The 21,241-nt window shown below is 63.0% G+C and carries 19 protein-coding genes; 14 read left to right on the top strand and 5 right to left on the bottom strand.

Annotated elements, in window-relative coordinates:
• Positions 1–52: 52 nt before the first annotated feature.
• Positions 53–352: a PqqD family protein gene (locus FJ943_RS17500; RefSeq protein ID WP_140723291.1), complete on the bottom strand. Its 300-nt coding sequence runs from the start codon at positions 350–352 to the stop codon at positions 53–55.
• Positions 353–487: 135 nt separating this feature from the next.
• Positions 488–640, bottom strand: coding sequence for a lasso peptide (locus FJ943_RS17495; RefSeq protein ID WP_015314225.1), 153 nt, complete (start codon positions 638–640; stop codon positions 488–490).
• Between the two features lie 507 nt (positions 641–1,147).
• Between FJ943_RS17495 and FJ943_RS17490 the strand changes: the two genes are divergently transcribed.
• The 8 genes from FJ943_RS17490 to FJ943_RS17455 all read left to right on the top strand — a co-directional run bounded on the left by FJ943_RS17490 (position 1,148) and on the right by FJ943_RS17455 (position 9,574).
• A complete protein-coding gene (locus tag FJ943_RS17490) occupies positions 1,148–2,278 on the top strand; it encodes a nucleotidyltransferase family protein (protein WP_140723288.1) in 1,131 nt (376 codons plus the stop codon).
• Between the two features lie 64 nt (positions 2,279–2,342).
• Positions 2,343–3,365 carry a glycosyltransferase family 2 protein gene (locus tag FJ943_RS17485; RefSeq protein ID WP_015314223.1) on the top strand — a complete coding sequence of 341 codons (1,023 nt, stop codon included), beginning with the start codon at positions 2,343–2,345 and terminating at the stop codon, positions 3,363–3,365.
• Between the two features lie 291 nt (positions 3,366–3,656).
• A complete protein-coding gene (locus tag FJ943_RS17480; protein WP_140723285.1) occupies positions 3,657–4,055 on the top strand; it encodes a hypothetical protein in 399 nt (132 codons plus the stop codon).
• Positions 4,056–4,198: 143 nt separating this feature from the next.
• On the top strand, positions 4,199–5,065 hold the full coding sequence (locus FJ943_RS17475; RefSeq protein ID WP_083882941.1) for a family 16 glycosylhydrolase: 867 nt from the start codon (positions 4,199–4,201) through the stop codon (positions 5,063–5,065).
• A 50-nt stretch (positions 5,066–5,115) separates the two neighbouring features.
• A complete protein-coding gene (locus tag FJ943_RS17470; protein ID WP_015314220.1) occupies positions 5,116–6,447 on the top strand; it encodes a UDP-glucose/GDP-mannose dehydrogenase family protein in 1,332 nt (443 codons plus the stop codon).
• 65 nt (positions 6,448–6,512) lie between these two features.
• Positions 6,513–7,955, top strand: a complete 1,443-nt coding sequence (locus FJ943_RS17465) for a GMC family oxidoreductase (protein WP_140723282.1) — start codon at positions 6,513–6,515, stop codon at positions 7,953–7,955.
• A gap of 22 nt (positions 7,956–7,977) precedes the next feature.
• Positions 7,978–8,427: a hypothetical protein gene (locus tag FJ943_RS17460; RefSeq protein ID WP_015314218.1), complete on the top strand. Its 450-nt coding sequence runs from the start codon at positions 7,978–7,980 to the stop codon at positions 8,425–8,427.
• A 67-nt stretch (positions 8,428–8,494) separates the two neighbouring features.
• Positions 8,495–9,574, top strand: coding sequence for a glycosyltransferase (locus tag FJ943_RS17455; RefSeq protein ID WP_140723279.1), 1,080 nt, complete (start codon positions 8,495–8,497; stop codon positions 9,572–9,574).
• A gap of 27 nt (positions 9,575–9,601) precedes the next feature.
• Here the strand turns inward: FJ943_RS17455 and FJ943_RS17450 are convergent, their stop codons facing one another.
• Positions 9,602–10,624, bottom strand: a complete 1,023-nt coding sequence (locus FJ943_RS17450) for a phosphoribosyltransferase family protein (RefSeq protein WP_140723276.1) — start codon at positions 10,622–10,624, stop codon at positions 9,602–9,604.
• Positions 10,625–10,678: 54 nt separating this feature from the next.
• A complete protein-coding gene (locus FJ943_RS17445; RefSeq protein WP_140723274.1) occupies positions 10,679–12,175 on the bottom strand; it encodes a lipopolysaccharide biosynthesis protein in 1,497 nt (498 codons plus the stop codon).
• A 185-nt stretch (positions 12,176–12,360) separates the two neighbouring features.
• Between FJ943_RS17445 and FJ943_RS17440 the strand changes: the two genes are divergently transcribed.
• The 6 genes from FJ943_RS17440 (at position 12,361) to FJ943_RS17415 (ending at position 19,950) form a co-directional block, all read left to right on the top strand.
• Positions 12,361–13,533, top strand: coding sequence for a glycosyltransferase family 4 protein (locus FJ943_RS17440; RefSeq protein ID WP_140723486.1), 1,173 nt, complete (start codon positions 12,361–12,363; stop codon positions 13,531–13,533).
• 15 nt (positions 13,534–13,548) lie between these two features.
• Entirely contained in the window at positions 13,549–14,538 is a 990-nt protein-coding gene (locus FJ943_RS17435) for a glycosyltransferase family 2 protein (protein ID WP_140714284.1), read from the top strand.
• The gene (locus FJ943_RS17430) at positions 14,538–15,488 is read left to right on the top strand and encodes a glycosyltransferase family 2 protein (RefSeq protein WP_140723484.1); all 951 of its coding nucleotides are present in this window, start codon (positions 14,538–14,540) and stop codon (positions 15,486–15,488) included. Before FJ943_RS17435 ends, FJ943_RS17430 begins: the two co-directional genes overlap by 1 nt.
• The gene (locus tag FJ943_RS17425) at positions 15,478–16,446 is read left to right on the top strand and encodes a glycosyltransferase family 2 protein (RefSeq protein ID WP_140723271.1); all 969 of its coding nucleotides are present in this window, start codon (positions 15,478–15,480) and stop codon (positions 16,444–16,446) included. The genes FJ943_RS17430 and FJ943_RS17425 overlap by 11 nt, the downstream gene beginning before the upstream one ends.
• Positions 16,447–16,520: 74 nt before the next feature.
• On the top strand, positions 16,521–17,417 hold the full coding sequence (locus FJ943_RS17420; protein WP_023772481.1) for a UTP--glucose-1-phosphate uridylyltransferase: 897 nt from the start codon (positions 16,521–16,523) through the stop codon (positions 17,415–17,417).
• 148 nt (positions 17,418–17,565) lie between these two features.
• The gene (locus FJ943_RS17415) at positions 17,566–19,950 is read left to right on the top strand and encodes a polysaccharide biosynthesis tyrosine autokinase (protein ID WP_140614928.1); all 2,385 of its coding nucleotides are present in this window, start codon (positions 17,566–17,568) and stop codon (positions 19,948–19,950) included.
• Between the two features lie 129 nt (positions 19,951–20,079).
• Here FJ943_RS17415 and FJ943_RS17410 read toward each other — a convergent pair whose 3' ends face one another.
• The gene (locus tag FJ943_RS17410) at positions 20,080–21,162 is read right to left on the bottom strand and encodes an acyltransferase (RefSeq protein WP_140723268.1); all 1,083 of its coding nucleotides are present in this window, start codon (positions 21,160–21,162) and stop codon (positions 20,080–20,082) included.
• Positions 21,163–21,241: the final 79 nt, after the last annotated feature.

The following is a 21,241-nucleotide window of genomic DNA, read 5'->3' as shown; positions in this document are numbered from 1 at the left end:
TCTCTGCGTCACAGGTCTTTGCCGCACAGCCATGGCCTTCTGCGACGCCTGCCTAGACGAGTGCCTCATGCTCAAGCCTCGCAAGCCCGTTTTCCGCCAGGCCTTTCAGCAATGCGTCGACGTCGGCCTTGCAGCGTTCGGCGTCGACATTGTAGCGAGCGAGGACGGCGCTGCGGATGTCCGCGATCGGCTTGGGTTCCTGGATCAATTCCCAGATGAAGGCGCCGACACCGTTGAGGCTGTAATAGATATTGGACTTCAGGTTGAGAAGCGCGAGGCCATCGCCGAATTCGCAAGCAACGGCGTCCTTGGTGGCCTTTACGCAATCGTGCTCGGATGGGTCCCAGTTCATCCTAAAACCTCGTTTGCAACACACGGTCTACGCGTCATCAGGTTCAATGGAAAGTCGGGGATTTTCATCCCCGGCTCCATTTCATTGTCTTCGATCCCGGAGGCCCAACGTCATTCCTCCAGAATCAGGCTGGTCTCAGGAGAACGTCAGGTCGCCAATCGGGGTGTGCGCGGGAAACGACGCGTCGATTGCCGTGCTGCCACCACCGCCTTGGGTAATGGTTTCGATTGAACCATGTACTGTCAGGTTTGGCGTTTCGTACTCATGCTTTTCAACATTCTGTTCCATTTTACTCTCCATAAGGACTGGAAACGGCCTGTCGATTGCCGTCAGCACTTTCATGCTGCATCGCAATAGCTGCACAGCAACATTTATGAGTCAAGCCTGATTTACCGGTCGTTAATCAATTATGGGTTGCGGACGTCACCCCGCGTGTAAGAAATCCACCTCTTTCGATATGAAGCCGGGTGTGATTGCCTCTCGTCACAGGAGATTCCGTAAACCATTGATTTTGCATAAACAAGAGGAAGCCAATGCTTGGCCATTGCCATTGGACAACGCCGAAAGATACTCAACTTTCAGCTGATCCCATCGATGGCCCGGCCGAAGCGCTGCGCTAGGGTAGGAATTCGTCCATACATCTCATCCCCTTCCGCGAAGCCGGCAAACGCTATGGTTGTAAAATTTCGCACTGCGAAAGGAAAGGCTTTACGGCGCCGCCGTTTTTGACGATGCTTTGCTTAGCAGCTGCAGCATACGCTTCGCGCAAACCGCTTTTTGGAGACTGTGCGCTCAATGGCCTTGCCGGAAAGCTCCTATGAAAGACTGCGCGCCACCGACTGCGCCGACGAGATCGCTTATGTGCGGGCCTGCTTACGGTTATATTTCGCGGGGCCGGCCGCCTCGGCCGGTGAAACGTGGACGCCGGGCCTTTCCGACGCTGTCATCACTGATATCGCCAGGTTGAACAAGGTCGGTACCTTCGTCTTGAAGGCGCTGTCGCGTACGCCGGCGCATGAGAGGCCGGCCGAACTGTTCCAGTGGCTCGAAACCTATCGCAGGAGGACGGTGTCGATGAACGCCGCCTGCCTGATGGATTCGATCGCCATTCACGAGGCGCTGCTCGACAGGCGGATTGATTTCGTGTTCCTGAAAGGGCCGTTCCAGCAGCATCTGCTTTACGACGATCATTTCATGAAACCCTCGGGCGATATCGATATTCTGGTTTCGCCTGCCGGGTTCTTGAAGGCACGCGAAGCGTTACGCTCGATTGGCTACGAAGTATCGGGCAAGTCGCGTTCGGTCTGGTGGGTCCGCTTCCTCGGCGAACAGCACATGATCCGTGGCAATGGGTCGAAATCATCCACTGTCGACCTTCATTACCGGCTTCAGCAGCCCGGCTCGCCCAGTCCGCGCGATGCCGACGGGTTCCTGCGGCGAAAGCGGCTGGTCGAGATCACCGGCGCCGAAGTCCCGTTCACGTCGGCTGCCGACACGCTGATGCTGGCCTGCATCAGCGTCGCCAAGGCACTGTTCAACCGGGAGCCTTGCGCCGGCTACGTCTGCGATATCAGGGCCAGCGCCAGCCGTCTCGGCCACGCCGATCAGCAGCGTGTGCTCGATGCGGCGGTGAGCCAGGGGCTGGAGGACACGCTGCTGCTCGGCCTGCGTTCCGCCGATGTGCTGCTCGGCGGCACCGGCACGCTTCTGTCGGAGCGGGCCAAGCCGATCCTGTCGCGCATCGGCAATGAAGACCTGCTCAACATGGTCATCGCGCCATGGCTGTCGTCGTTGCGCTGGCCGCAGCGACGCACGGTGTTGTGGGAATTATGCGGCCGGGCTCCGGTCCGTTACCTTTCCGAGGCCGGTTGGGCGGCGTCGGCGGACATCAGCCGCCGCATCTTCGAACGGCCGGCCGGCCCGTGAAGGCGGCGAATATCGAACGCGTACAGGGCGAGGGCAGATCGGAACCTGTGCAAGAGGCAATTCCATGTCGATGACGAAATCCCAAGTCTGCGTGATCATCGCGGCCAAAAACGCGGCGCGAACGATCGCCGTCGCCATCGCGTCCGCGTTGCGCGAACCGGAAGTCGGGGAGGTCGTCGTCGTCGACGATGGCTCCACGGACAATACGGCCGAGGTCGCACGCTCCGCCGACGATGGCAGCGGCCGGCTTGCGGTGATGCGCCTCGACGTCAATCGCGGCCCTTCTTTTGCCCGCAATGCGGCGATCGCCGGTTCACGAGCCCCGTTCATCAGCATTCTGGACGCCGACGATTTCTTCCTCGAGGGCCGGTTTCGCAACCTGTTTGTCGGCGCCGATTGGGATTTCGCCGCCGACAACATCATGCTCATCAGGGATGACGCGGCTGGCGATGCAACCAAAATCGTCGCCCCGGATTTTGCCGCCGATCCGGAATTCCTCGATTTCGAAGGATTCGTGGAAGGCAACATCTCCAGGCGCCGCGTCCAAAGAGGCGAACTCGGCTTCTTGAAGCCGGTGATCAGCCGTGCCTTTCTCGACCGCCACGGGTTGCGCTACGACGAGAGCCTGCGGCTAGGCGAGGACTACGAGCTTTACGCGCGAGCGGTCGCCCACGGGGCACGGTTCAAGGTCATCCGTTCCTGCGGCTACGGCGCCATCGTCCGCGCCGATTCACTCAGCGGCCGCCACAAGACGCAGGATCTGAAGCGGCTGGCCGATGCCGATCTGGCGCTGCTGGCGATCGACAGCCTGCCGGAAGGGTCGAAAGCAGTGCTACGGCGGCACGAGCGGCATGTGCGCGACAAATACCGGCTGCGCAATTTCCTCGACGTGAAGGCCGAGCGGGGCCTGGCTTCTGCCGCGGCCTACGCCTTCGCAAGCCAATCCAACCTCGTCCCCATCGTCCAGGGCGTGGCGTCCGACAAGATCGAGGCGCTGTTTCGCAGTGTTGGCCTGGTCTCCAGGAACAAGCACGTGCCGCCGCTCCGTTTCCTGATGGCTGGAACCAGTACCGGCAAAGGACGGTAAAGCGTGGTGTTACCTGCCGACCGCGAGGCCGCCACGCAACCATTTCCATCGGATTTATGAGTTTACGAATTGGGTGGTTGCCTCGCGGCTCTGGGGATGGCAGTCTATGTTGCGGTGCAACAAATTAAACGACCAGCCGAACTGGCCCCCGATCGGACTGGTGCGAAGTCTCTCTTCGTCAGAGGAGTTGGGCGACGCGGTTACGAGTTTTCAGCCCCGGTTGCGGGGATCGGCCAGTGGCCTGGCCTGAAAGCCGGTCCAGGAAGCCGGCGATGACGGGAATTTAAGTTCATGGCCTCGATATTCGGCTTCAGATCAAGGGATCCGGCCCGCGACAGGCAGACCGACGTTGCGCGCCTGGACCGGCTGGCGAAGCTGTTCGAGCAGATCGCCGCCGAGATCGAGGCGGAGAAAACCGGCTTGGAGAGCCGCTACCGCAAGGAGGCGACCAACGCGGCCTTTCTGGTCGAAGCCATGGAAAACGGCTCCGCCTCCGATCGCCGCTCGTCCGAAGTCAGCGCGTTGACGCAGTCGATCCTGAACAGCGAGCGCCGCATCGCTGCGCTGTCGCGCCAGGGCGGCAGGATGCACGAGCTCCGTCATTCGCTGGACGTGGTCTTCGACGAGAATACGAGCACCGATCCGGCGGCGGTCGACCCCGCCAGGCAGGCGGGAGCCGGCCGAAATTGAAGGCGGCGGCGCGGGACCGTTACGGCGAAGGTGATGCAAGGCTGGACGTCGGGAGGGTGATTGAAAAGGTCAAGGTTGGCCCGTTTGGAAGCGGTTCGAACGTCGACTTTGGGTTGGGGACACAGCGCAAAGGTGAGTCACTCATGAATTCGGATCCAAAGACCATGTCCACGACAGCAATAGACGCCCCTTCAGCCCTGCATTTCTGGCGGCGGTCTGGTCTGGCGGTCGCTTTGCTGCTGGTCGCTCTTGGCAGCCTGCCGGCAACCCCGTCTCATGCGCAGGATATCCAGTCCGCGCCCTCTTTCGTCGACGATTTCAAGAATTTCGACCGCGAGCGCTGGTACGTTTCAGACGGCTGGACGAACGGCAGCCATCAGAATTGCACCTGGTCGAAAGGCTTGGTCAAGCTTTCCGATGGCGTTCTTTCGCTCGGATTCGCGAAGCAGAAGACCAAGGATCGCGAGTTCGCCTGCGGCGAGATCCAGACCAAGCAGCGTTTCGGCTATGGTACCTATGAGGCGCGGATGAAGACCGACACCGGCCCCGGCCTCAACGCGGCTTTCTTCTCCTATATCGGCCCATCCGACAAACAGCCCTGGGACGAGATCGACTTCGAGATCCTGACCAAGGACACCTCCAAGGTGCAGGTCAACGCCTATATCGCCGGCAAGGGCAAGAACGAGAAGCTGGTCGACGTGCCGGGCGGCACCGACAGTGCCTTCAACGACTATGCCTTCGTCTGGGAGAAAGATAGCCTGCGCTGGTATCTCAACGGCCAGCTGGTGAACACCATCACCGATCCCGCGAAGCTGCCCAGCCATGCGCAGAAGATCTTCTTCAGCCTTTGGGGTAGCGACACCATGAAGGGCTGGATGGGAGCGTTTGCGGACCCGGGCCGCAAGCTTTCGCTGCAGGTCGAGCGGGTCGCGTTCACCGCGCTGGGTCAGCCCTGCCAATTTCCGGAATCGCTGGTGTGTAGTGTAAAAGAGCTGGGAAAGACGAATTGAACCGGCAGGGCCGAGAAGCGGTCCGCTGCCCTGGATGGGAATGAAACCGAATGAACTTGACGGTGTTTGGAATTGGCTATGTCGGCTTGGTGCAGGCGGCGGTGCTTGCCGAGGTTGGCCACCAGGTTGTTTGCGTCGATATCGATGCAAACAAGGTGGAGCGGCTCAATCAGGGCCTCGTTCCGATCTTCGAGCCGGGTCTTGAAACCATCGTCAGGGAGAATCACGCCGCCGGCCGCATCAAGTTCACCACCGATGCGGCGGCAGCCGTCAGGCACGGCGAAATCCAGATGATCGCGGTCGGCACGCCGCCCGGCGAAGATGGTTCGGCCGACCTCAAATATGTGCTGGCGGTCGCCGAGACCATCGGCCGCGAGATGGATACCGCCAAGATCGTCGTCGGCAAGTCGACCGTGCCGGTCGGCACCTGCGAAAAGGTGAAGGCCAGGATCGCCGAGACGCTGAAGAAGCGGGGCCGCGAGGATCTGAGCTTCGACGTCGCCTCCAATCCCGAATTCCTCAAGGAGGGCTCCGCGGTCGCCGACTGCATGAAGCCCGACCGCATCATCGTCGGCACGTCGAGCGAGGAAACCGAGGCGGTGATGCGCGAACTCTACGCGCCCTTCAACCGCAACCACGAGAAGATGATCGTGATGGACGTGCGCAGCGCCGAATTCACGAAATACGCCGCCAATTGCATGCTGGCGACCAAGATCAGCTTCATGAACGAGATGGCCAACCTCGCCGAGCAACTCGGCGCCGACATCGAGGAAGTGCGCCAGGGCATCGGCAGCGACCCGCGCATCGGCTATCACTTCATCTATCCGGGTCTCGGCTATGGCGGCTCGTGCTTTCCCAAGGACGTCCGTGCCCTGATCAAGACCGCCGAGGGCGTCAAGTACGACGCCAAGCTGCTGCGCGCCGTCGAGGAGCGCAACAATGACCAGAAATCCGTTCTGTTCGACAAGGTGCACCGCTATTTCAAGGGTAACCTCAAGGGCAAGACCTTCGCGCTGTGGGGCCTGGCCTTCAAGCCCAACACCGACGACATGCGCGAGGCGCCCGCGCGCGTGCTGATGGAGGCGCTCTGGAACGCCGGCGCGGCCGTGCAGGCCTATGATCCCGAGGCCATGCAGGAATGCCAGGCCATCTACGGGCTGCGCGACGACCTGCTGTTGTGCGGCACCAAGGAGGCGGCCCTGCGCGGCGCCGATGCGCTGCTGATCGCCACCGAATGGAAGAGTTTTCGCGCACCGTCCTTCGATGCGCTGAAGGATGCGCTGACCACGCCGGTCATCTTCGATGGCCGCAACCTTTACGATCCCAAGGTCGTGGCGCGCCACGGCATCGAATATCACTCGATCGGCAGAATGGCGGCATGAGATCGGGCGCGGAGAGCCGAAAGCAGGATCGGGCCAAACGCCCGGCGTAGAAGGAATTGTAGCTGATGGTGCTGGACGTAAAGCCCGAGCAAGTCACCAAAGATCATTTCGATGTTGTCGCGATCGGTTCCGGCTTCGGTTCGGCTTTCTTCCTGCATGAATTCGCCAGGCGGCGTAAGGCGCGCATCCTGGTTCTGGAGTGGGGTCGCCACAACACGCATGAATGGCAGCTTGACCAGAACGTCAACACCGACATAGACGACGAGACGACCTACAGCACCAATTCCGACAAGCCGTGGAATTACACGATCGGGCTGGGTGGCGGGACCAATTGCTGGTTCGCGCAGACGCCAAGATTCCACCCCAATGATTTCAGGCTGAAAAGCACCTACGGCGTCGGCAACGACTGGCCGATCAGCTACGACGATGTCGAGCCGTTCTATTGCGACGCCGAAGACATCATGTCGATCTCCGGCGATCCCGACATGGCGGCGATGCTGCCGCGCTCGAAGCCCTTTCCGCAGCCACCGCATCGCATGTCGACGCCGGACAGGATGATGAAGGCGGCCCAGCCCGACCAGCATTTCGTCATGCCGACCGCACGGGCGCGCGTGCCGACCGCGCAACGCAGCTCCTGCTGCGCCAATCTGCGCTGCTGGCTGTGCCCGGTCGATGCCAAGTTCACCGCCAATAACGGTCTGATGCATGTTTTCGAGCATCCCGACGTTTCGGTCTGCCTCGGCTCCGAAGTGCGGCGGCTCGACCATGTCGGCGGCACGGTCCGTTCGGTCGCCTTCGTGCATGAGGGCAGGGAATATCAGGTCAGCGGCGACCTCTTCGTTCTCGGCGCCAATGCCATCCAGAGCGCGGCGATCATGCTGCGCTCGGGCCTGGGCGATGAATTCGTCGGGCGCGGCCTGCATGAATCCTATGGCTGGAATTTCGAGGTCTATCTCGACGGCGTCGACAATTTCGACGGCAGCACCATCACCACCGGCCTGAATTTCGGCCTCTATGACGGTCCGCACCGGTCCGAGCACGCGGCGGCCCTCGTCTATTTCGAGAACCGCTGGCAGCACGGGATGCGCGCAGAGAAGGGCCGGCTGCGCCAGGCGCTGCCGCTGGTCGTAGTCACCGAGAACCTGCTCGATCACGAGAATTTCGTCACCCTCGACGAGGATGACAACGCCTTCGTCTCCTTCAAGGCGCCGTCGGACTATGCCGTCAAAGGCATGGCCCGGGCGCTGGACAAATTGCCCGGACTGCTTGCCCCGTTGCCTGTCGAACGGCTCTTCGACCGCGGCATCCGGCCAACGGAATCGCACGTCCAGGGCACATTGCGGATGGGCACCGGCCCGGCTGATTCGGTGATCGACAGCAACATGATCCATCACCGGTTGAGAAACTTAGTCGTCGTCGGCACCAGCACCTATCCAAGCTGCTCCTGCGCCAACCCGAGCCTGACTGCGGCAGCTTTGTCCCTGCGCGCGGCGAGCCGGATGGCGTGACGGGAAGGGAAGGAGGTAACCGATGATGGAAATCTCACGGCGCTCGGTCTTGGCCATCATGGCTGGTGGAGTTGCATCGACTGGCGTGGCCTTCGCGGCGGTGTCTTCGTTTTCGGACGAGGACCTGGTTCGCGTCACGCTCGAAAAATACCTCGGCGGGTTGAACATGCGCATCGAGCACCTGCAGCAGTTCGTGCTGGAGTTCCGCAACCGCAATCCGTGGCTGTTTCCCAGCGAAAAACTGGGCGACGCCGTCACTTTGCTCGAGACGGCGAAGCTCGGCCAGGCACGCAAGTTGTTGCCCAAGCGGAAGCAGCGCGACCTCCGGCATTTCGACCGCTGGGTCGTGGCCGAATTTCACATGTTGACGGACTACGCCTCGCGCAGTTCGCCTAGTGATCCCATCCGGTTCACCGGATGGCAGCCATGCACAAATCCGTTCGCGACGCTTGATCCGCCAAAGACTGCGTGAGGCTGCACTTGACGCTGCCGTTCATCGGCCGTGGGCATTGAAACGCGATAGACGAGGAGCCAGGACCATGAAAGTTCTCTTTGCAGGCGGCAATGGCTACCCACCGGAGTTCAGCGGCGGCGTCCAGTCGAGCACTCATCATCTGGCCGAGCAGTTGATCGAGCATGGGCATGAGGCCGCGGTGCTCGCCGCGCTGTTTGGCGATGGTGTCTTCGGCTTCAAGGCGCGTGCCAAGATGAAGCTTCTGCGCCAGCCGGCGGTCGTCGACAGTTTTCCCGGCTACCCAGTGATTCGGGCGTGGTTTCCGTGGGAGGCGGCGGCCTTCGCCGTCGACAGGGTCAAGCCGGATGTGGCGGTGGTTCAGTGTCACAAGTCGGTTCCACTCGGCAAGGCGTTGCAGGCCAAGGGCGTGCCGCTGGTCGTCTACCTCCGCAACGTCGAGTTTCACGAGCTTGGGGGCGACCTGCGCGATCTGCGCTCGGCGCTCTACATCGCCAATTCCGAATTCACTGCGCGTACCTACGCCAGGGAGTTCGGAATCGAGGCGGCGGTGATCCCTCCGACCATCAATCCGGCCCACTACAGCACGCCGACCTCAGGCCAGTTCGTCACCCTGATCAACCCTTATGAGGAAAAGGGCTTCGAGCTTGCGGTGCGGATCGCCGCCGCGTGCCCCGAAATCCCGTTCCTGTTCGTCGAAAGCTGGAAGCTGGCGGACGATCACCGGGCACGCATCGAACAGACGATCACGCCGCTCGGCAATGTCACGCTGGAGAACCGCACCAGTGACATGAAGACGGTCTATGGCCGCACCCGGATTCTGCTGGCGCCCAGCAAATGGGAGGAGGCCTGGGGGCGGGTTGCCTCGGAAGCCCATTGCAGCGGCATTCCGGTCGTCGGTTCGCGCCGCGGTGGCTTGCCGGAAGCGGTCGGCCCTGGCGGCACGGTGCTCGACTATGATGCCCCGCTCGCCGAATGGGTCGCGGTCGTCAGGCTCTTGTGGAACGACAACAAGGAATATCAGCGGGTCTCGGCCCTCGCGCGCGGCTTCGCCGGCCGGCCGGAACTCGACCCCGACCGTCAGTTCGTCACCTTCTTCTCGATACTGGACAGAGCGGTGCAGCAGCGCGCACGCCAGGCCGCGTAGCCAAGCAGCGACCCGATCGGTTCTGTATCAGGCTGGGCGCTTGACCCTGTTCTTCAGCGTTTCATAGCCGCGTGCGCCGAGCAGGGCGCGGGCAATGGTCTTGGCGGCGCTCTTGCGGCCCTCCTGCGAATTGACCTGGCGCAGCCTCGCCGGCAGGTTTCGCGCGGCCTGGCCAAGTGCTGGCAGCGACAGCGCATCGGGAAAACTGACCATGTGCGTTTCGACGCACAGGACCGGTTTCCCCGATAGTTTGGCAATCCTCAGCGCCTGGGCATGTTCGCTTTCGATGAACAGGATGGCGTCGGATTTGCGATAGAAATCGGCCTTGAAACTGCCATGCGCGCCAAGCCGCTGGCGCTCCGCCTTGCTCGGCAGATCGAGCATGATCAGCTTGTCATACTTGATCTCGTGCTTGGCCAGCCACGCCTCCGTCAACGCACGGTATTTCTCGAGCCGGCTGGTGACCAGCCAGCCGATCTTGTGGGTCACGGCATGAAGCGGCCGCGCCTCGCTGAGGAATTTTTCATAGGCCGCCCCGTCGTCGTTCTCGGCCTCGGTCGGATCGAGACACAGCACCCCGTCTATGTCGACACAGCATTGCGCCAGGAATTTGTGATGCATGAAGTTCCACTGGAACATGCGCGGATGCGGCACGACCTCGAACACCAGATCGGTCTCCTGATGCTCCGGCTCCAGGCCGAAGACGGCGGCAAAGGTGTAGTCAGCCTCGATACCGCCGCTCTTGATGCGGGCACGGGCGTCGCGCATCGCATTGCCGCCGGCGATGCTGTCGTCGATCACCAGCACCTTGCGCATGTCCGAAACCTTGCGGTCAAGGGCCGCGCGGCGCTTGGTGATGCCTGACGTGTAGACCCTGCCTTCGAGGAAGGAGTCCAGGTCGGTCATCGGAATGTTGGCCGCAAGGCTGACCAGCGTCGCCGCCAGCACGCCGCTTCTGGGAACGCCGACCACCAGGTCGATGTCGCGTGGCAGCCGGTGAAGGTTGCTCACGATGGCGTCGTTCATGTCGGAGATCGATCGGTAGTGCATGGATCAGGCCTGATGCTCGGGTGGGATATGGAATAGAGGACAAAGGCGCCGAAATTATTGCGCCTCGCGCGGCGTCGCCGCTGGCGCCCTTGCCGGCAGCATTTTCAAGGCCTCCCGCAAGGCTTCGCGCCCGGCGGCGAAGGTCAGCGCGACGACGATGGTGATCGCGTAGGCCAGGACGACGCCGCTTGCCAAGGCGACGACATGCTGCTGCGGCAGCATCGGCTTGACCAGCCAGACCGCCCCAAGCGCCAGATGCGCGCCAAGCACAAACGGCGCTGCCGTGCGCAGCACATGGCTGGCTTGCAGCGGTCCGCTCTTGCCGACATAGAGCCATAGGAAGGGCGTGCGCAGATACTCGCTGACCGCATAGGCGACCGCCACGCCGAGCGCGCCGTAGGGCAGGCCGAGCGCGAAGGCAAGCACCGAGGTCACCGCCGTGATGATGCCCCAGCGCATGAAGTCGCCGGAGCGGCCCTGGCTGACGAAAAGCCAACCAGCCGGATTGTTGAGCGGCTGCAGCAGGCCGGCAAAGCCGAGCGCCAGGAAGATCGAGGCGCTGGCGCGCCACTGCTCGCCGAGCACGAAGGGGATCAGCACATCCGACATCGCGGTGGCGAAAGCGACGCCGGGCAGCGCCACCAGAAGGATCAGCGGCATCACGCGCAAATAGGCGCTGCGATAGCGGTCCGGCTCGTCCTTCAGTCGCGACAGCGCCGGCACCATCACCTTCGACAGCGGATTGGTGATCTGGCTGAGCGGGAACAGGAGCAGCTTGTAGGCGCGGTCGTAGAGTCCGAGCTGGGCCTCGCCCCAGTATTTGCCGATCAACACGTTGTCGAGATTGCGGGCGAAGAAATTGGCGAAATTGAAACCGGTGATCCCGGCACCGAAATTGATCAACTCGCTGATCCCGACGACCTTGCGCGGCATACCTGGGCGCCAGCGCGAGCTGGCCCAGTAGCACAGCGTCGGCAGCACCGCGCCGGTCAGCGTGCCGGCAAACAGCGCCCAGTAGGAACGGTCGATGAAAGTCCAGGCGATCGAGACGGCCAGCCCCGCGACGGCCCCGGCGACGTCGATGATCGCCAGGCGACCGAACTGCATGCGACGCGTCAGCAGAGCCAGATGCTGGGCGCCCAGGCCATAAGCCAGGATCTGCAATCCCAGTGCCGCCACCAGACCGGCGACGCGCGGCTCGCCATAGAACGCGGCGACCAGGGGTGCCGCGCCCGCGAGCACGCAGGCGAGGACCGTGCTGACGGCGACATTGATCCAGAAGAGGTAGTTCACCTCCTCATGCCGGATGCCCGATTTCTGGATGGTCGCCTGGGTCAGGCCAAAATCCTGGAACAGGGCGATGAAGGCGAGCACAGGAGCGCACATGGCCACGACGCCGAAATCCTGCGGCGACAGGAGTCGCGACAGCACGATGACGGAAATGATCTGCGTAGCGACCCGCACCGATTGCGCCATTGCGGTCACGACGGCACCGCGGCCGACCGATTTGCGCAGTGAGCCTTCCGGCGGATCGAATGGATTGGCTTCCAAATTCAGGATTCCTGATCTTTGCGCGGATTCCGGGGCCCCGAAATCCACAACCGCCGCCGACCACAAACTACGGCAATAATTTTGCAGTGCAACAGAAAACGTGGAACGGTGCGCCAAAAATGTTGCGATGCAGCAAGAGCTGTACTAGGCTTCCCCTGGGTGGGTCAAACAGCGGTCGAGTTTTCATGCTGCATGTCTTGTACCTGGTACATGATGTTTCCGACCCGGCGGTTCGCCGGCGGATCACGATGCTCAGGACAGGTGGCGCCCGGGTTACCCTGGCGGGCTTCCGCCGCGCCGCCACTCCGATTGCCGATATCGAAGGTTTGCGGCCGATCGACCTTGGCGCGACGCGCGACGGGCGATTCGCCCAGCGCCTGGCGGCGGTAGCGAAAACAGCGGTTTCGATAGGTTCGAAGCTCAGGGACGTGCCGAAGCCCGACATCATTATCGCGCGTAACCTGGAAATGCTGGCGCTGGCCCGCCGCGCCCGGTCGGCTTTCGGCGCCGCTGTCCCAATCGTCTATGAATGTCTCGACATTCACCGCCTGGTGCTTCGCGACGATGTCCTGGGCAAGGCGCTGCGCGCCACCGAGCGTCATCTGGCGCGGGATGTGCGGCTGCTGGTGACCAGTTCGCCCGCCTTCATCGCCAATTATTTCAAGCCTTTCCGCCAGGTCGCGGCGCCGGTGGAACTGGTCGAGAACAAATATTTCGAGGCCGCGGCGATTCTGCCCGCCGAGCGCGAGGCGGTGGAAGCACCTCTCGCGCCGCCGTGGCGGATCGGCTGGTTCGGGGCGCTTCGGTGCCGCCGTTCGCTCGAACTGCTGGCCGGTTTCACGCGTCACATGGAGGGCCGGTTCGAAATCGTGCTGCGCGGCCGCCCGGCACTTTCCGAGTTCCCGGATTTCCATGCCTTTGTCGATGCCGAACCTTACATGTCGTTTCGCGGGCCGTACCGCAACCCGGAGGACATGGCGGCGATCTATCACGACGTCCATTTCTCCTGGGCGATCGACTTCTTCGAGGAGGGACAGAACTCCGAATGGCTGCTGCCCAACCGCCTTTATGAAGGCTGCCGCTTCGGCGCGGTGCCGATCTCGATGGACAACACCGAGACCGGACGGTTCCTTCGGCAGCGCGATATCGGCGTTTTGCTGCCGCAGGCCACGCCCGAGGCGCTCGAAACCGCGCTTGGCGGGATGGAACAGCACCGCTTCGGCAGGCTGAAGGCGCGCGTGCTGGCCCACAACCCGAGGATGTGGAGTTACGATCGCAGCGACTGCGGCGCCCTGGTCGAAAAACTGCGCCGCCTGACCACAGTGCACGGGCCGCTCGCGACCGAGGCCCTGGCATAGGATGGACATCGCCCGATGACGCAAGCGCTTGCCTCCACCCTGATCGTGATCCCGTGTCTCGACGAGGCGACTCATATCGGCGCGCTGCTCGACCAGCTTTGCCCGGCGGCGGAACGGCTTGGCGCGCGGATCGTGGTTGCCGATGGCGGCAGCACCGACGGCACGCTGGCCATTGTCGGCGAGCGCCAGAGGAACGATCCTCGCATCATCCTGCTTCACAACGAAAAGCGCATCCAGAGCGCCGCGATCAACCTGGCGGTGGCCAAATTTGGCGAGGGTGCGCACTACCTTATCCGCATCGACGCCCATGGCGGCTATCCCGACGACTATTGCGACCGACTGGTCGAGGAGGCGTTGGCGACCGGCGCGGATTCGGTCGTGGTGTCGATGCTGACCAGCGGCAGCGGCACCGTGCAGAAAGCGGCGGCGGCGGCGCAGAACTCCAAGCTCGGCACCGGCGGCTCCAAGCATCGCCATCTCTCCGCCGGGGAGTGGGTCGACCACGGCCATCACGCACTGATGCGGATATCGGCCTTCCAGGCCGTCGGCGGCTATGACGAGACGTTCAGCCACAATGAGGATGCGGAACTCGACTATCGGCTGAGGCGGGCCGGCTACAGGATCTGGATGAGCGGCAGGACGCAGATGGTCTATTATCCGCGGACCTCGCTGCGTGGCCTCTATGTCCAGTATCTCGGCTATGGCCGCGGCCGCGCCAAGAACGTGCTGAAACATCGTGTGATCCCGAAGGTCAGGCAGATGGTGCCGCTGGCGGTCTTCCCGGTGGTTCTGCTGGCGGCCTTCTCCTTCGTGCACTGGATCGCGGCGCTGCCGCTATTGCTGTGGGTGGCGGTGTGCCTAGGCTACGGCCTGGTGGCGGCGATCAGCCAGCGCAATGCCGATATCGCGCTTGCCGGCGTCTCGGCGATGGTCATGCATTTCGGCTGGTCCGTCGGCTTCTGGCTGCAGCTTCTCGGCCTCGGCACGCGGCGGAGGGCGGCGTGATGGCGGTTGAGGTCAAGCATCGCAGCATCGACATCGGCGTGTGCACATTCCGGCGGCCGGAACTGGCCGACACGCTGCGCTCGCTCGCCGCCCTGGCCATGCCTGACGGCTTCGAGGTCGGCGTCATCGTCGCCGACAATGACGACACGCCGAGCGCCAGGGACCTGGTGACGGTGCTGTCGCAGGAATTGAAGTTGCCGGTCCGCTACCGGCATTGCCCGGCCCGCAACATCTCGATCGCTCGCAACGCTTGTCTCGAGGCCAGCGAGGCTGATTTCCTGGCCTTCATCGACGACGATGAGACCGCTACGGCCCACTGGCTCGCCGAACTGGTGGCAACGGCCGATAAAAGCGGCGCCGCCGCGGTTCTCGGCCCGGTGCGCGCGCTCTATCGTCCGGATGCGCCGGAATGGATGCGCCGCGGCGATTTCCATTCCACCTTGCCGGTCCGCGTGCACGGCGAAATCCGCACCGGCTACACCTGCAACGTCCTGCTGCGCATGGCATCCGACAGCTTGCGCGGCCGCCGCTTCAGCCTGGCGCGCGGCCAGACCGGCGGCGAGGACACCGAATTCTTCGACCAGATGCACAAGGCAGGCGGCCGGATCGCCTTTGCGCCGGAGGCATGGGTCGACGAGGCGGTGCCGATGGCCAGGGCCGCATTCGACTGGCTCAGCCGCCGCCGCTTCCGGGTTGGCCAGACTCACGGCCATCTCCTGGGCCGCGGCGCCAGCGGCATCGCGCGAGTAAAGCAGGCCGGCCTTGCCGCGGCAAAGGCCGCTTTTTGCTTCGCCGCAGCACTTCCGGTTGCAGCCAGTCCGGTCCGCAGGAACCGCAGCGTGTTGCGCGGCATCATGCATGTCGGCGTTGTCAGCGGTCTTGTCGGTGTCCGCGAACTGCGCCTCTATGGCCAGCCTTCACCAGGGGAAGGAGGCAAGCGTGCAGCCTGACATTTCGTCCGTGCCCGATGTTTCCTTTGTGATCGCCGCCTACAATGCCGAGGCAACCCTTGATAGGGCGGTCGCCAGCGCCATCGCCCAGAAGGGCGTCAGCCTCGAGATCATCGTCGTCGACGACAAGTCGCGTGATGCCACGCTTGATGTGGCGAGGGCCTATCCCGAGCATGTCGTGCGTGTCGTGGCGCTGGAAAAGAACAGGGGCCCCGGAGGGGCCAGGAATGCCGGGCTCGACGCCGCCCGCGGCAGGTGGATAGCGGTTCTCGATGCCGACGACGCCGTCTTTCCCGGACGCGTCGCCGCCATGATCGGCCGCGCCGAAAAGGCGGGCGCCGAGATCGCCGTCGACAATCTCCAGGTCGTCCGTGAGAACGGCGTGGTCGAGGACGCGATGTTCCCGCGCCGGTATCTGGAAGGCCTGCGCGAGATTTCGCTGGCGACCTACATCGCCGGCAACGTCGTCTTCGAATCGAAGTTCAATCTCGGCTATCTCAAGCCGATCTTCCTGCGCCGGTTCCTTGACGAAAACCGGCTTCGCTATGACGAGAAGCTGAGGATCGGCGAGGACTACATCCTGTTTGCCGAAGCCCTGGCCATGGGCGGCAGATGCGTGGTGGAGCCTGAAATCGGCTATGCCTATCATATCCGCAGCGGCTCCATCTCGCGCGTGCTCGAGCCCCATCATGTCGAGGCGATGCGCAAGGCCGACGAGATTTTCGCTCAAACCCATTCGATGGACGTGGCCGCGCAGGCGGCATTCGCCCGGCGCGGCCGCAGCCTGCGCAAGGCGGCCTCGTTCCTGGCGATGGTCCAGCACATCAAGGCGCGGTCCCCGCTCAAGGCGATCCGGACGGCGCTCAGCGACCCGGCGGCGGTCAGGCATATGGGCATGCCGATCGCCGTGCGGTTGCGAAGAGTAGCGGCACAGTTTGCCGTGGGGGCGGGGAGGTGAAGATGCAGGCACATGGAGGGAGTTTTCGTGGCCTGTGAATGGACTGTAGTCGATCTCCTCAGAAGGAATTTGCGATGAAGAAAATCAGGAAGGCCGTGATACCGGTGGCGGGGCTTGGAACACGGTTCCTGCCGGCGACCAAGTCGATGCCGAAGGAAATGCTTCCCGTCGTCGACAGGCCCGTCGTGCAATATGCGGTGGACGAGGCCTTCGAGGCCGGCATCGAGCACATCGTCTTCGTCACCGGCCGCAACAAGGCGGTCATAGAGGACTATTTCGACCTGCATCCGGAATTGATCGGAACCCTGGAGCAAACTGGCAAGAAGACTCAGCTGGAGACGCTCGAAAGCATGCTGCCGGTGGCCGGCGCCACCTCCTTCATCCGCCAGCAGTCGCCGCAAGGCCTCGGCCATGCCGTCTGGTGCGCCCGCGAGGTCATCGGCAACGAGCCCTTTGCCCTGCTTTTGCCTGACATGGTCTCCTTCGGCGGGCGCGGATGCCTGGCCGAGATCACCGACCTCTATGCGCAGACCGGCGGCAACGTCATCGCCGTCGAGCGTTGCGATCCCACCGAGACCAACAAATATGGCATTGTCGGCCGTGGCGCCGACATTGGCGGCGGTTTCGAGGTGACGGCCATGGTCGAAAAGCCGGCGCCGGCTAATGCGCCGTCGAACTTCTACATCAACGGCCGTTATATCCTGCAGCCCGAAATCTTCCAGCTTCTGGGCAACCAGCAGCGCGGCGCCGGCAACGAGATCCAGCTGACCGACGCCATGGTTCGCCTGTCGCAGGAGCAGCCATTCTTTGCCCAGCCTTTCAAGGGGCGCATGTTCGACTGCGGGTCCAAGGAAGGGTTCATCCAGGCCAATATCGCCTTCGCGCTGGCGCGCGACGACATGAAGGGTCCGGTTTTCGAGATGCTCCGGGAGTTCGTCCGGACGCATGAACGCCAGGAAGAAGCCGCATAATGCCCATCTTTCGGGAGTATTGTCGGGTGGCTGACGGCGGAGGCGCCGGCCGGCTCCGCGCTGTCCGGCACCAAGCGTGTGTCGCGCCTGCCAATGCTCCCGATCTCTCCGGGGCCTGCGAGCGAGACAAGCCAGAATTGGACCGAAGATGAACTATGCCAATTTTCCTCTCGACAAGAGGATGCCATTGCCGAATTCGGAAGCAGGAGACGGCGACGACTTCATCGACATCGAGCGACTGCTTGGCATGGCCGCACGGCAGGCCAAGGTGGTTGGCGTGTGCGCCGTCATCGGCCTCTTCCTGGGCATGCTCTATCTGCAGACCACGCCGCCAAAATTCGTGTCGGTTTCCAGCGTGTTGATCGATGAAGGTCTGAACAAGATCGTCGACGACATCTCGGCGGCATCGACGACCATGCAGACCGATTCCGCGATTCTGAGCCAGATCGAGATCCTGACCTCGACGCGGCTTGCCGCCGTGGTCGTCGACAAGCTCAAGCTCGACCAGAACGACACGTTCATGAACCCGCCCCAGTCGGCCCTTGCCCAGGGCGTTGGCCTGGTCCGCGGTCTGATCCAGTATGTTCGTCCGAGCAGCCCGGTCATGCCGGGTGTCGGCGACATCACCAAGCTCGACCCCGCCGCGCGCGATGCGCTGATCGCCACGTCGCGCCGCGACTACGCGATCCTCAAACTGCAGAACGAGATCCGGGCGGATCGCGTCGGGCGAAGCTACGTTATCGCGCTTGGCTACCAGGCGACGGATCCGGCATTGGCGAAGGCCATTACCAAGGCCTATGCCGACGCCTATCTCGCCGACCAGCTCGATGCCAGCTTCGACGCCACCGAGCGCGCGGCGGTCTGGCTGCAGGGCCGGCTAACCGAACTGCGCGAGAGCTCGCAGCAGGCATCGCTGGCGGTCGAGAAATTCAGGGCCGAACACGGCCTGTCCGCCAACAGCGACGGCCAGCTGATGAGCGACAAGCAGCTCGCCGATCTGAACGCCCAGCTCATCGTCGCGCAGGCCGACACCGCGCGTGCCAGCGCCCGTTACCAGCAATACAAGTCGATCGTCGACAGCGGCTCGGACAACGCTTTCAAGGATGCCGCCATATCCAGCGACCAGCCAGCCAGCTCGGTCATTGCGGCGCTGAAGACCCGCTATCTCACGGTCGCCAAACGGCAGCAGGATGTCGAGGCGAATTTCGGCCCGCAGCATCCGCAGGCGGTGGCGCTCGCCAAGGAGAAGGCCGACATCTCGACGCAGATCTTCGGCGAACTGAAGCAGCTCACCGAGAGCTACCGCAACGAGTATGAGGTGGCGTTGGCGCGCGAGACCGCGCTCAGGGCCAATGTCGCCGCCGCGCAGGGCAAGAGTTCGATCGACAACCAGTCGCAGGTCCAATTGCGTGATCTCGATCAGAAGGCGACGGCACTCTCCACGCTCTACCAGACGTTCCTCGGACGCTACGAGGAAGCCGCGCAGCAGCAATCCTTCCCAGTCGGCAAGATCCGCATCATCTCGGATGCGTCGACGCCGCTTGCCGCCTCAAGCCCGCGCACAGTCATCGTGCTCGGCCTTTCGCTGGTGCTCGGGGTTCTGATGGGCGCCGGCTTCGGCGGCCTCAACGAGTTCAACGAGCGGTTCTTCAGGACCGGCGAGGAGGTCCGCGACCGCGTCGGCCTCAAATTCCTCGGGTACCTGCCGACCATCGGCAGCAAACCGAGCAAGGAAGACAAGCCAGCCGAACCCGATCTCAAGGTCGCCAGGTCGCCGGCCGCCATCGAAAGGCGCGCACGGATGCGGGTGAGCATCGACGCTCCGGCATCGATGTTCTCCGAAACGCTGCGCAGCGCCAAGATCGCCTTCGATGTGGTGATGGAAGGGCAAGGCAGCCGCGTCATCGGCGTGATCTCGGTCCTGCCCGGCGAAGGCAAGTCGACGGTCGCGGCCAATCTCGCCGGGCTGCTCGCCGCCAATGGCTCCAGGACGCTGCTCATCGATGGCGATCTGCGCAATCCGGGCCTTAGCCGCAGCCTCGGCATGGAAGCCGAGCAAGGCTTGATGGAAGCGGTGGTGAGCGGCCAGACCTGGCAGTCCGTCGGCAAGATCGACAGGCAGACCAAGCTGGCGATCATCCCGGCTGTGCTGCGCGGCCATTTCTCGCACACCAGCGAGCTTCTCTCCTCGGCCGGCATGCGTCGTTTCATCGAAAACGCCAAGGAGACCTTCGAATACATCGTCGTCGATCTGCCGCCGCTTGGCCCGGTGGTCGACGCCAAGGCCTTCGCGCCGCTGGTCGACGGCTTCGTGCTCGTCACCGAATGGGGCCGCACGCCGCGCGCCATGGTGCGCTCGATGCTGGAATCCGAGCCCTATGTCGCCAACAAGATCGTCGGCGCGGTGCTGAACAAGGTCGACCTGAAGAAGCTCGCCAAATACGGGTCGTTCGGCGCGTCGGAGAAATTCTTCGACAAGTACTCGAGCTATTATCTCGACAAGTCGGAAGTGCGTTCGAAGGCGGCGGTCTGAGATAAGGCCGTTGCCATCATGTCTTGAACCCGCGCAGCGGTTCTCATTCCGAAATCGCACAAAGTTTCGGCACCGTCCGGCCGCCGTTCATGCGGCCGGACATGAGGCGGAGCGGCGTATAGCTCGAGGCTATGCCGCCTTCAGCCGGTAACGGAAAAGCGTGTGGTCGAGCAGCAGCCGGATGCGCGGTTCGGCCTCGGTTGCCACCAGCCAGCTTGCCGCGATCATGGTCGCGCCGACCATTGCCATCGACAGGAGATAAGGCAGCCCGGAGCGCACCATGGCGCCGAGCATCGCCGCGCCGATGACGTCGTGGATCAGATAGAGCGGATAGGTCATCAGGCCGATCCGGCGCCAGCCGCTCCATCTGAGATCAAGCGTGAGCGACCACGCCATCAGCGCGATGGCCGCGAGGAAGATCAAGATTGGCGGCCCGTACGGCATCACGGCTCCGACTTTGATGCTATGGACGTCGACGGAGCTGGCGATCTGCAGCACCCCACCGCCGAGGAACAGCAGGCAGAAGCCAAGGCGAGACGCCGTCACCGCCTTGAACCGCATCAGCCAGATGAGCACGCCGACCGCGAAGAATGAGCCATGATGCACCAGCACGAGCTGCAGCCACCGCGTCTCGGCGAAGGCGGACCAGCCGAGCGGATAATAAAGGCACCAGAACAGCGTGCTGATCATGCCGATGACGATCGCAACCCTTTCCATCAGATGGAAACGGGCGAGCCGCAGCAGGATCCAGACGATGGCGTAGAAGGCGATTTCGATGCCGAGCGTCCAGTAGACGCTGTCCACCCAGGGACCATAAGGCGCGAACAGGCCGGTGCGCACGAGCCGAACCACCGCATCGGTCGGCCAGCTCAAGCCGATCAGCAGCAACAGCGCCGTGGTGATCGGGGCACAAATCCAGACCGCCGGCGCCAGCCTTTTGACCCTTGCCTCGAAAAACCGCAGCGGCGTCGAATTCTCGGCGCTGAAGGCAATGACGAAACCGCTGATGACGAAGAAGATCTCGACGCCGACCCAGCCGGACCCGACCCAGGCGCCGATCCCAGGCTGCGCCGGAACGCCACCAGTCGCTTGCGCCGAGATGCCGTCGGGATAGGCCCACACCCAGAAGCCGTAGTGATAGACCATGACCAGCACGGCGGCGAGAAACCGCAGGATGTCGATACCGCCAAAGGTTATTTTTTTCTGAGCCATGCGATCCAATCGAATGGCCCCCCGCGGAAACTGTAGGGCGGAATGTTGCATCGCACAATCTACGATTGCGCCCAGCGGT

This window comes from Mesorhizobium sp. B2-3-10 (assembly GCF_006442275.1).
GTDB lineage: Bacteria > Pseudomonadota > Alphaproteobacteria > Rhizobiales > Rhizobiaceae > Mesorhizobium > Mesorhizobium australicum.
This window is presented reverse-complemented; position numbering and strand designations above follow the sequence as displayed.

What these genes read in the sequence shown, in the direction of transcription:
- FJ943_RS17500 (WP_140723291.1), bottom strand. Translation starts at nt 352, where the DNA reads ATGAACTGGGACCCATCCGAGCACGATTGCGTAAAGGCCACCAAGGAC.
- FJ943_RS17495 (WP_015314225.1), bottom strand. Translation starts at nt 640, where the DNA reads ATGGAACAGAATGTTGAAAAGCATGAGTACGAAACGCCAAACCTGACA.
- FJ943_RS17490 (WP_140723288.1), top strand. Translation starts at nt 1,148, where the DNA reads ATGGCCTTGCCGGAAAGCTCCTATGAAAGACTGCGCGCCACCGACTGC.
- FJ943_RS17485 (WP_015314223.1), top strand. Translation starts at nt 2,343, where the DNA reads ATGTCGATGACGAAATCCCAAGTCTGCGTGATCATCGCGGCCAAAAAC.
- FJ943_RS17480 (WP_140723285.1), top strand. Translation starts at nt 3,657, where the DNA reads ATGGCCTCGATATTCGGCTTCAGATCAAGGGATCCGGCCCGCGACAGG.
- FJ943_RS17475 (WP_083882941.1), top strand. Translation starts at nt 4,199, where the DNA reads ATGAATTCGGATCCAAAGACCATGTCCACGACAGCAATAGACGCCCCT.
- FJ943_RS17470 (WP_015314220.1), top strand. Translation starts at nt 5,116, where the DNA reads ATGAACTTGACGGTGTTTGGAATTGGCTATGTCGGCTTGGTGCAGGCG.
- FJ943_RS17465 (WP_140723282.1), top strand. Translation starts at nt 6,513, where the DNA reads ATGGTGCTGGACGTAAAGCCCGAGCAAGTCACCAAAGATCATTTCGAT.
- FJ943_RS17460 (WP_015314218.1), top strand. Translation starts at nt 7,978, where the DNA reads ATGATGGAAATCTCACGGCGCTCGGTCTTGGCCATCATGGCTGGTGGA.
- FJ943_RS17455 (WP_140723279.1), top strand. Translation starts at nt 8,495, where the DNA reads ATGAAAGTTCTCTTTGCAGGCGGCAATGGCTACCCACCGGAGTTCAGC.
- FJ943_RS17450 (WP_140723276.1), bottom strand. Translation starts at nt 10,624, where the DNA reads ATGCACTACCGATCGATCTCCGACATGAACGACGCCATCGTGAGCAAC.
- FJ943_RS17440 (WP_140723486.1), top strand. Translation starts at nt 12,361, where the DNA reads ATGCTGCATGTCTTGTACCTGGTACATGATGTTTCCGACCCGGCGGTT.
- FJ943_RS17435 (WP_140714284.1), top strand. Translation starts at nt 13,549, where the DNA reads ATGACGCAAGCGCTTGCCTCCACCCTGATCGTGATCCCGTGTCTCGAC.
- FJ943_RS17430 (WP_140723484.1), top strand. Translation starts at nt 14,538, where the DNA reads ATGGCGGTTGAGGTCAAGCATCGCAGCATCGACATCGGCGTGTGCACA.
- FJ943_RS17420 (WP_023772481.1), top strand. Translation starts at nt 16,521, where the DNA reads ATGAAGAAAATCAGGAAGGCCGTGATACCGGTGGCGGGGCTTGGAACA.
- FJ943_RS17415 (WP_140614928.1), top strand. Translation starts at nt 17,566, where the DNA reads ATGAACTATGCCAATTTTCCTCTCGACAAGAGGATGCCATTGCCGAAT.
- FJ943_RS17410 (WP_140723268.1), bottom strand. Translation starts at nt 21,162, where the DNA reads ATGGCTCAGAAAAAAATAACCTTTGGCGGTATCGACATCCTGCGGTTT.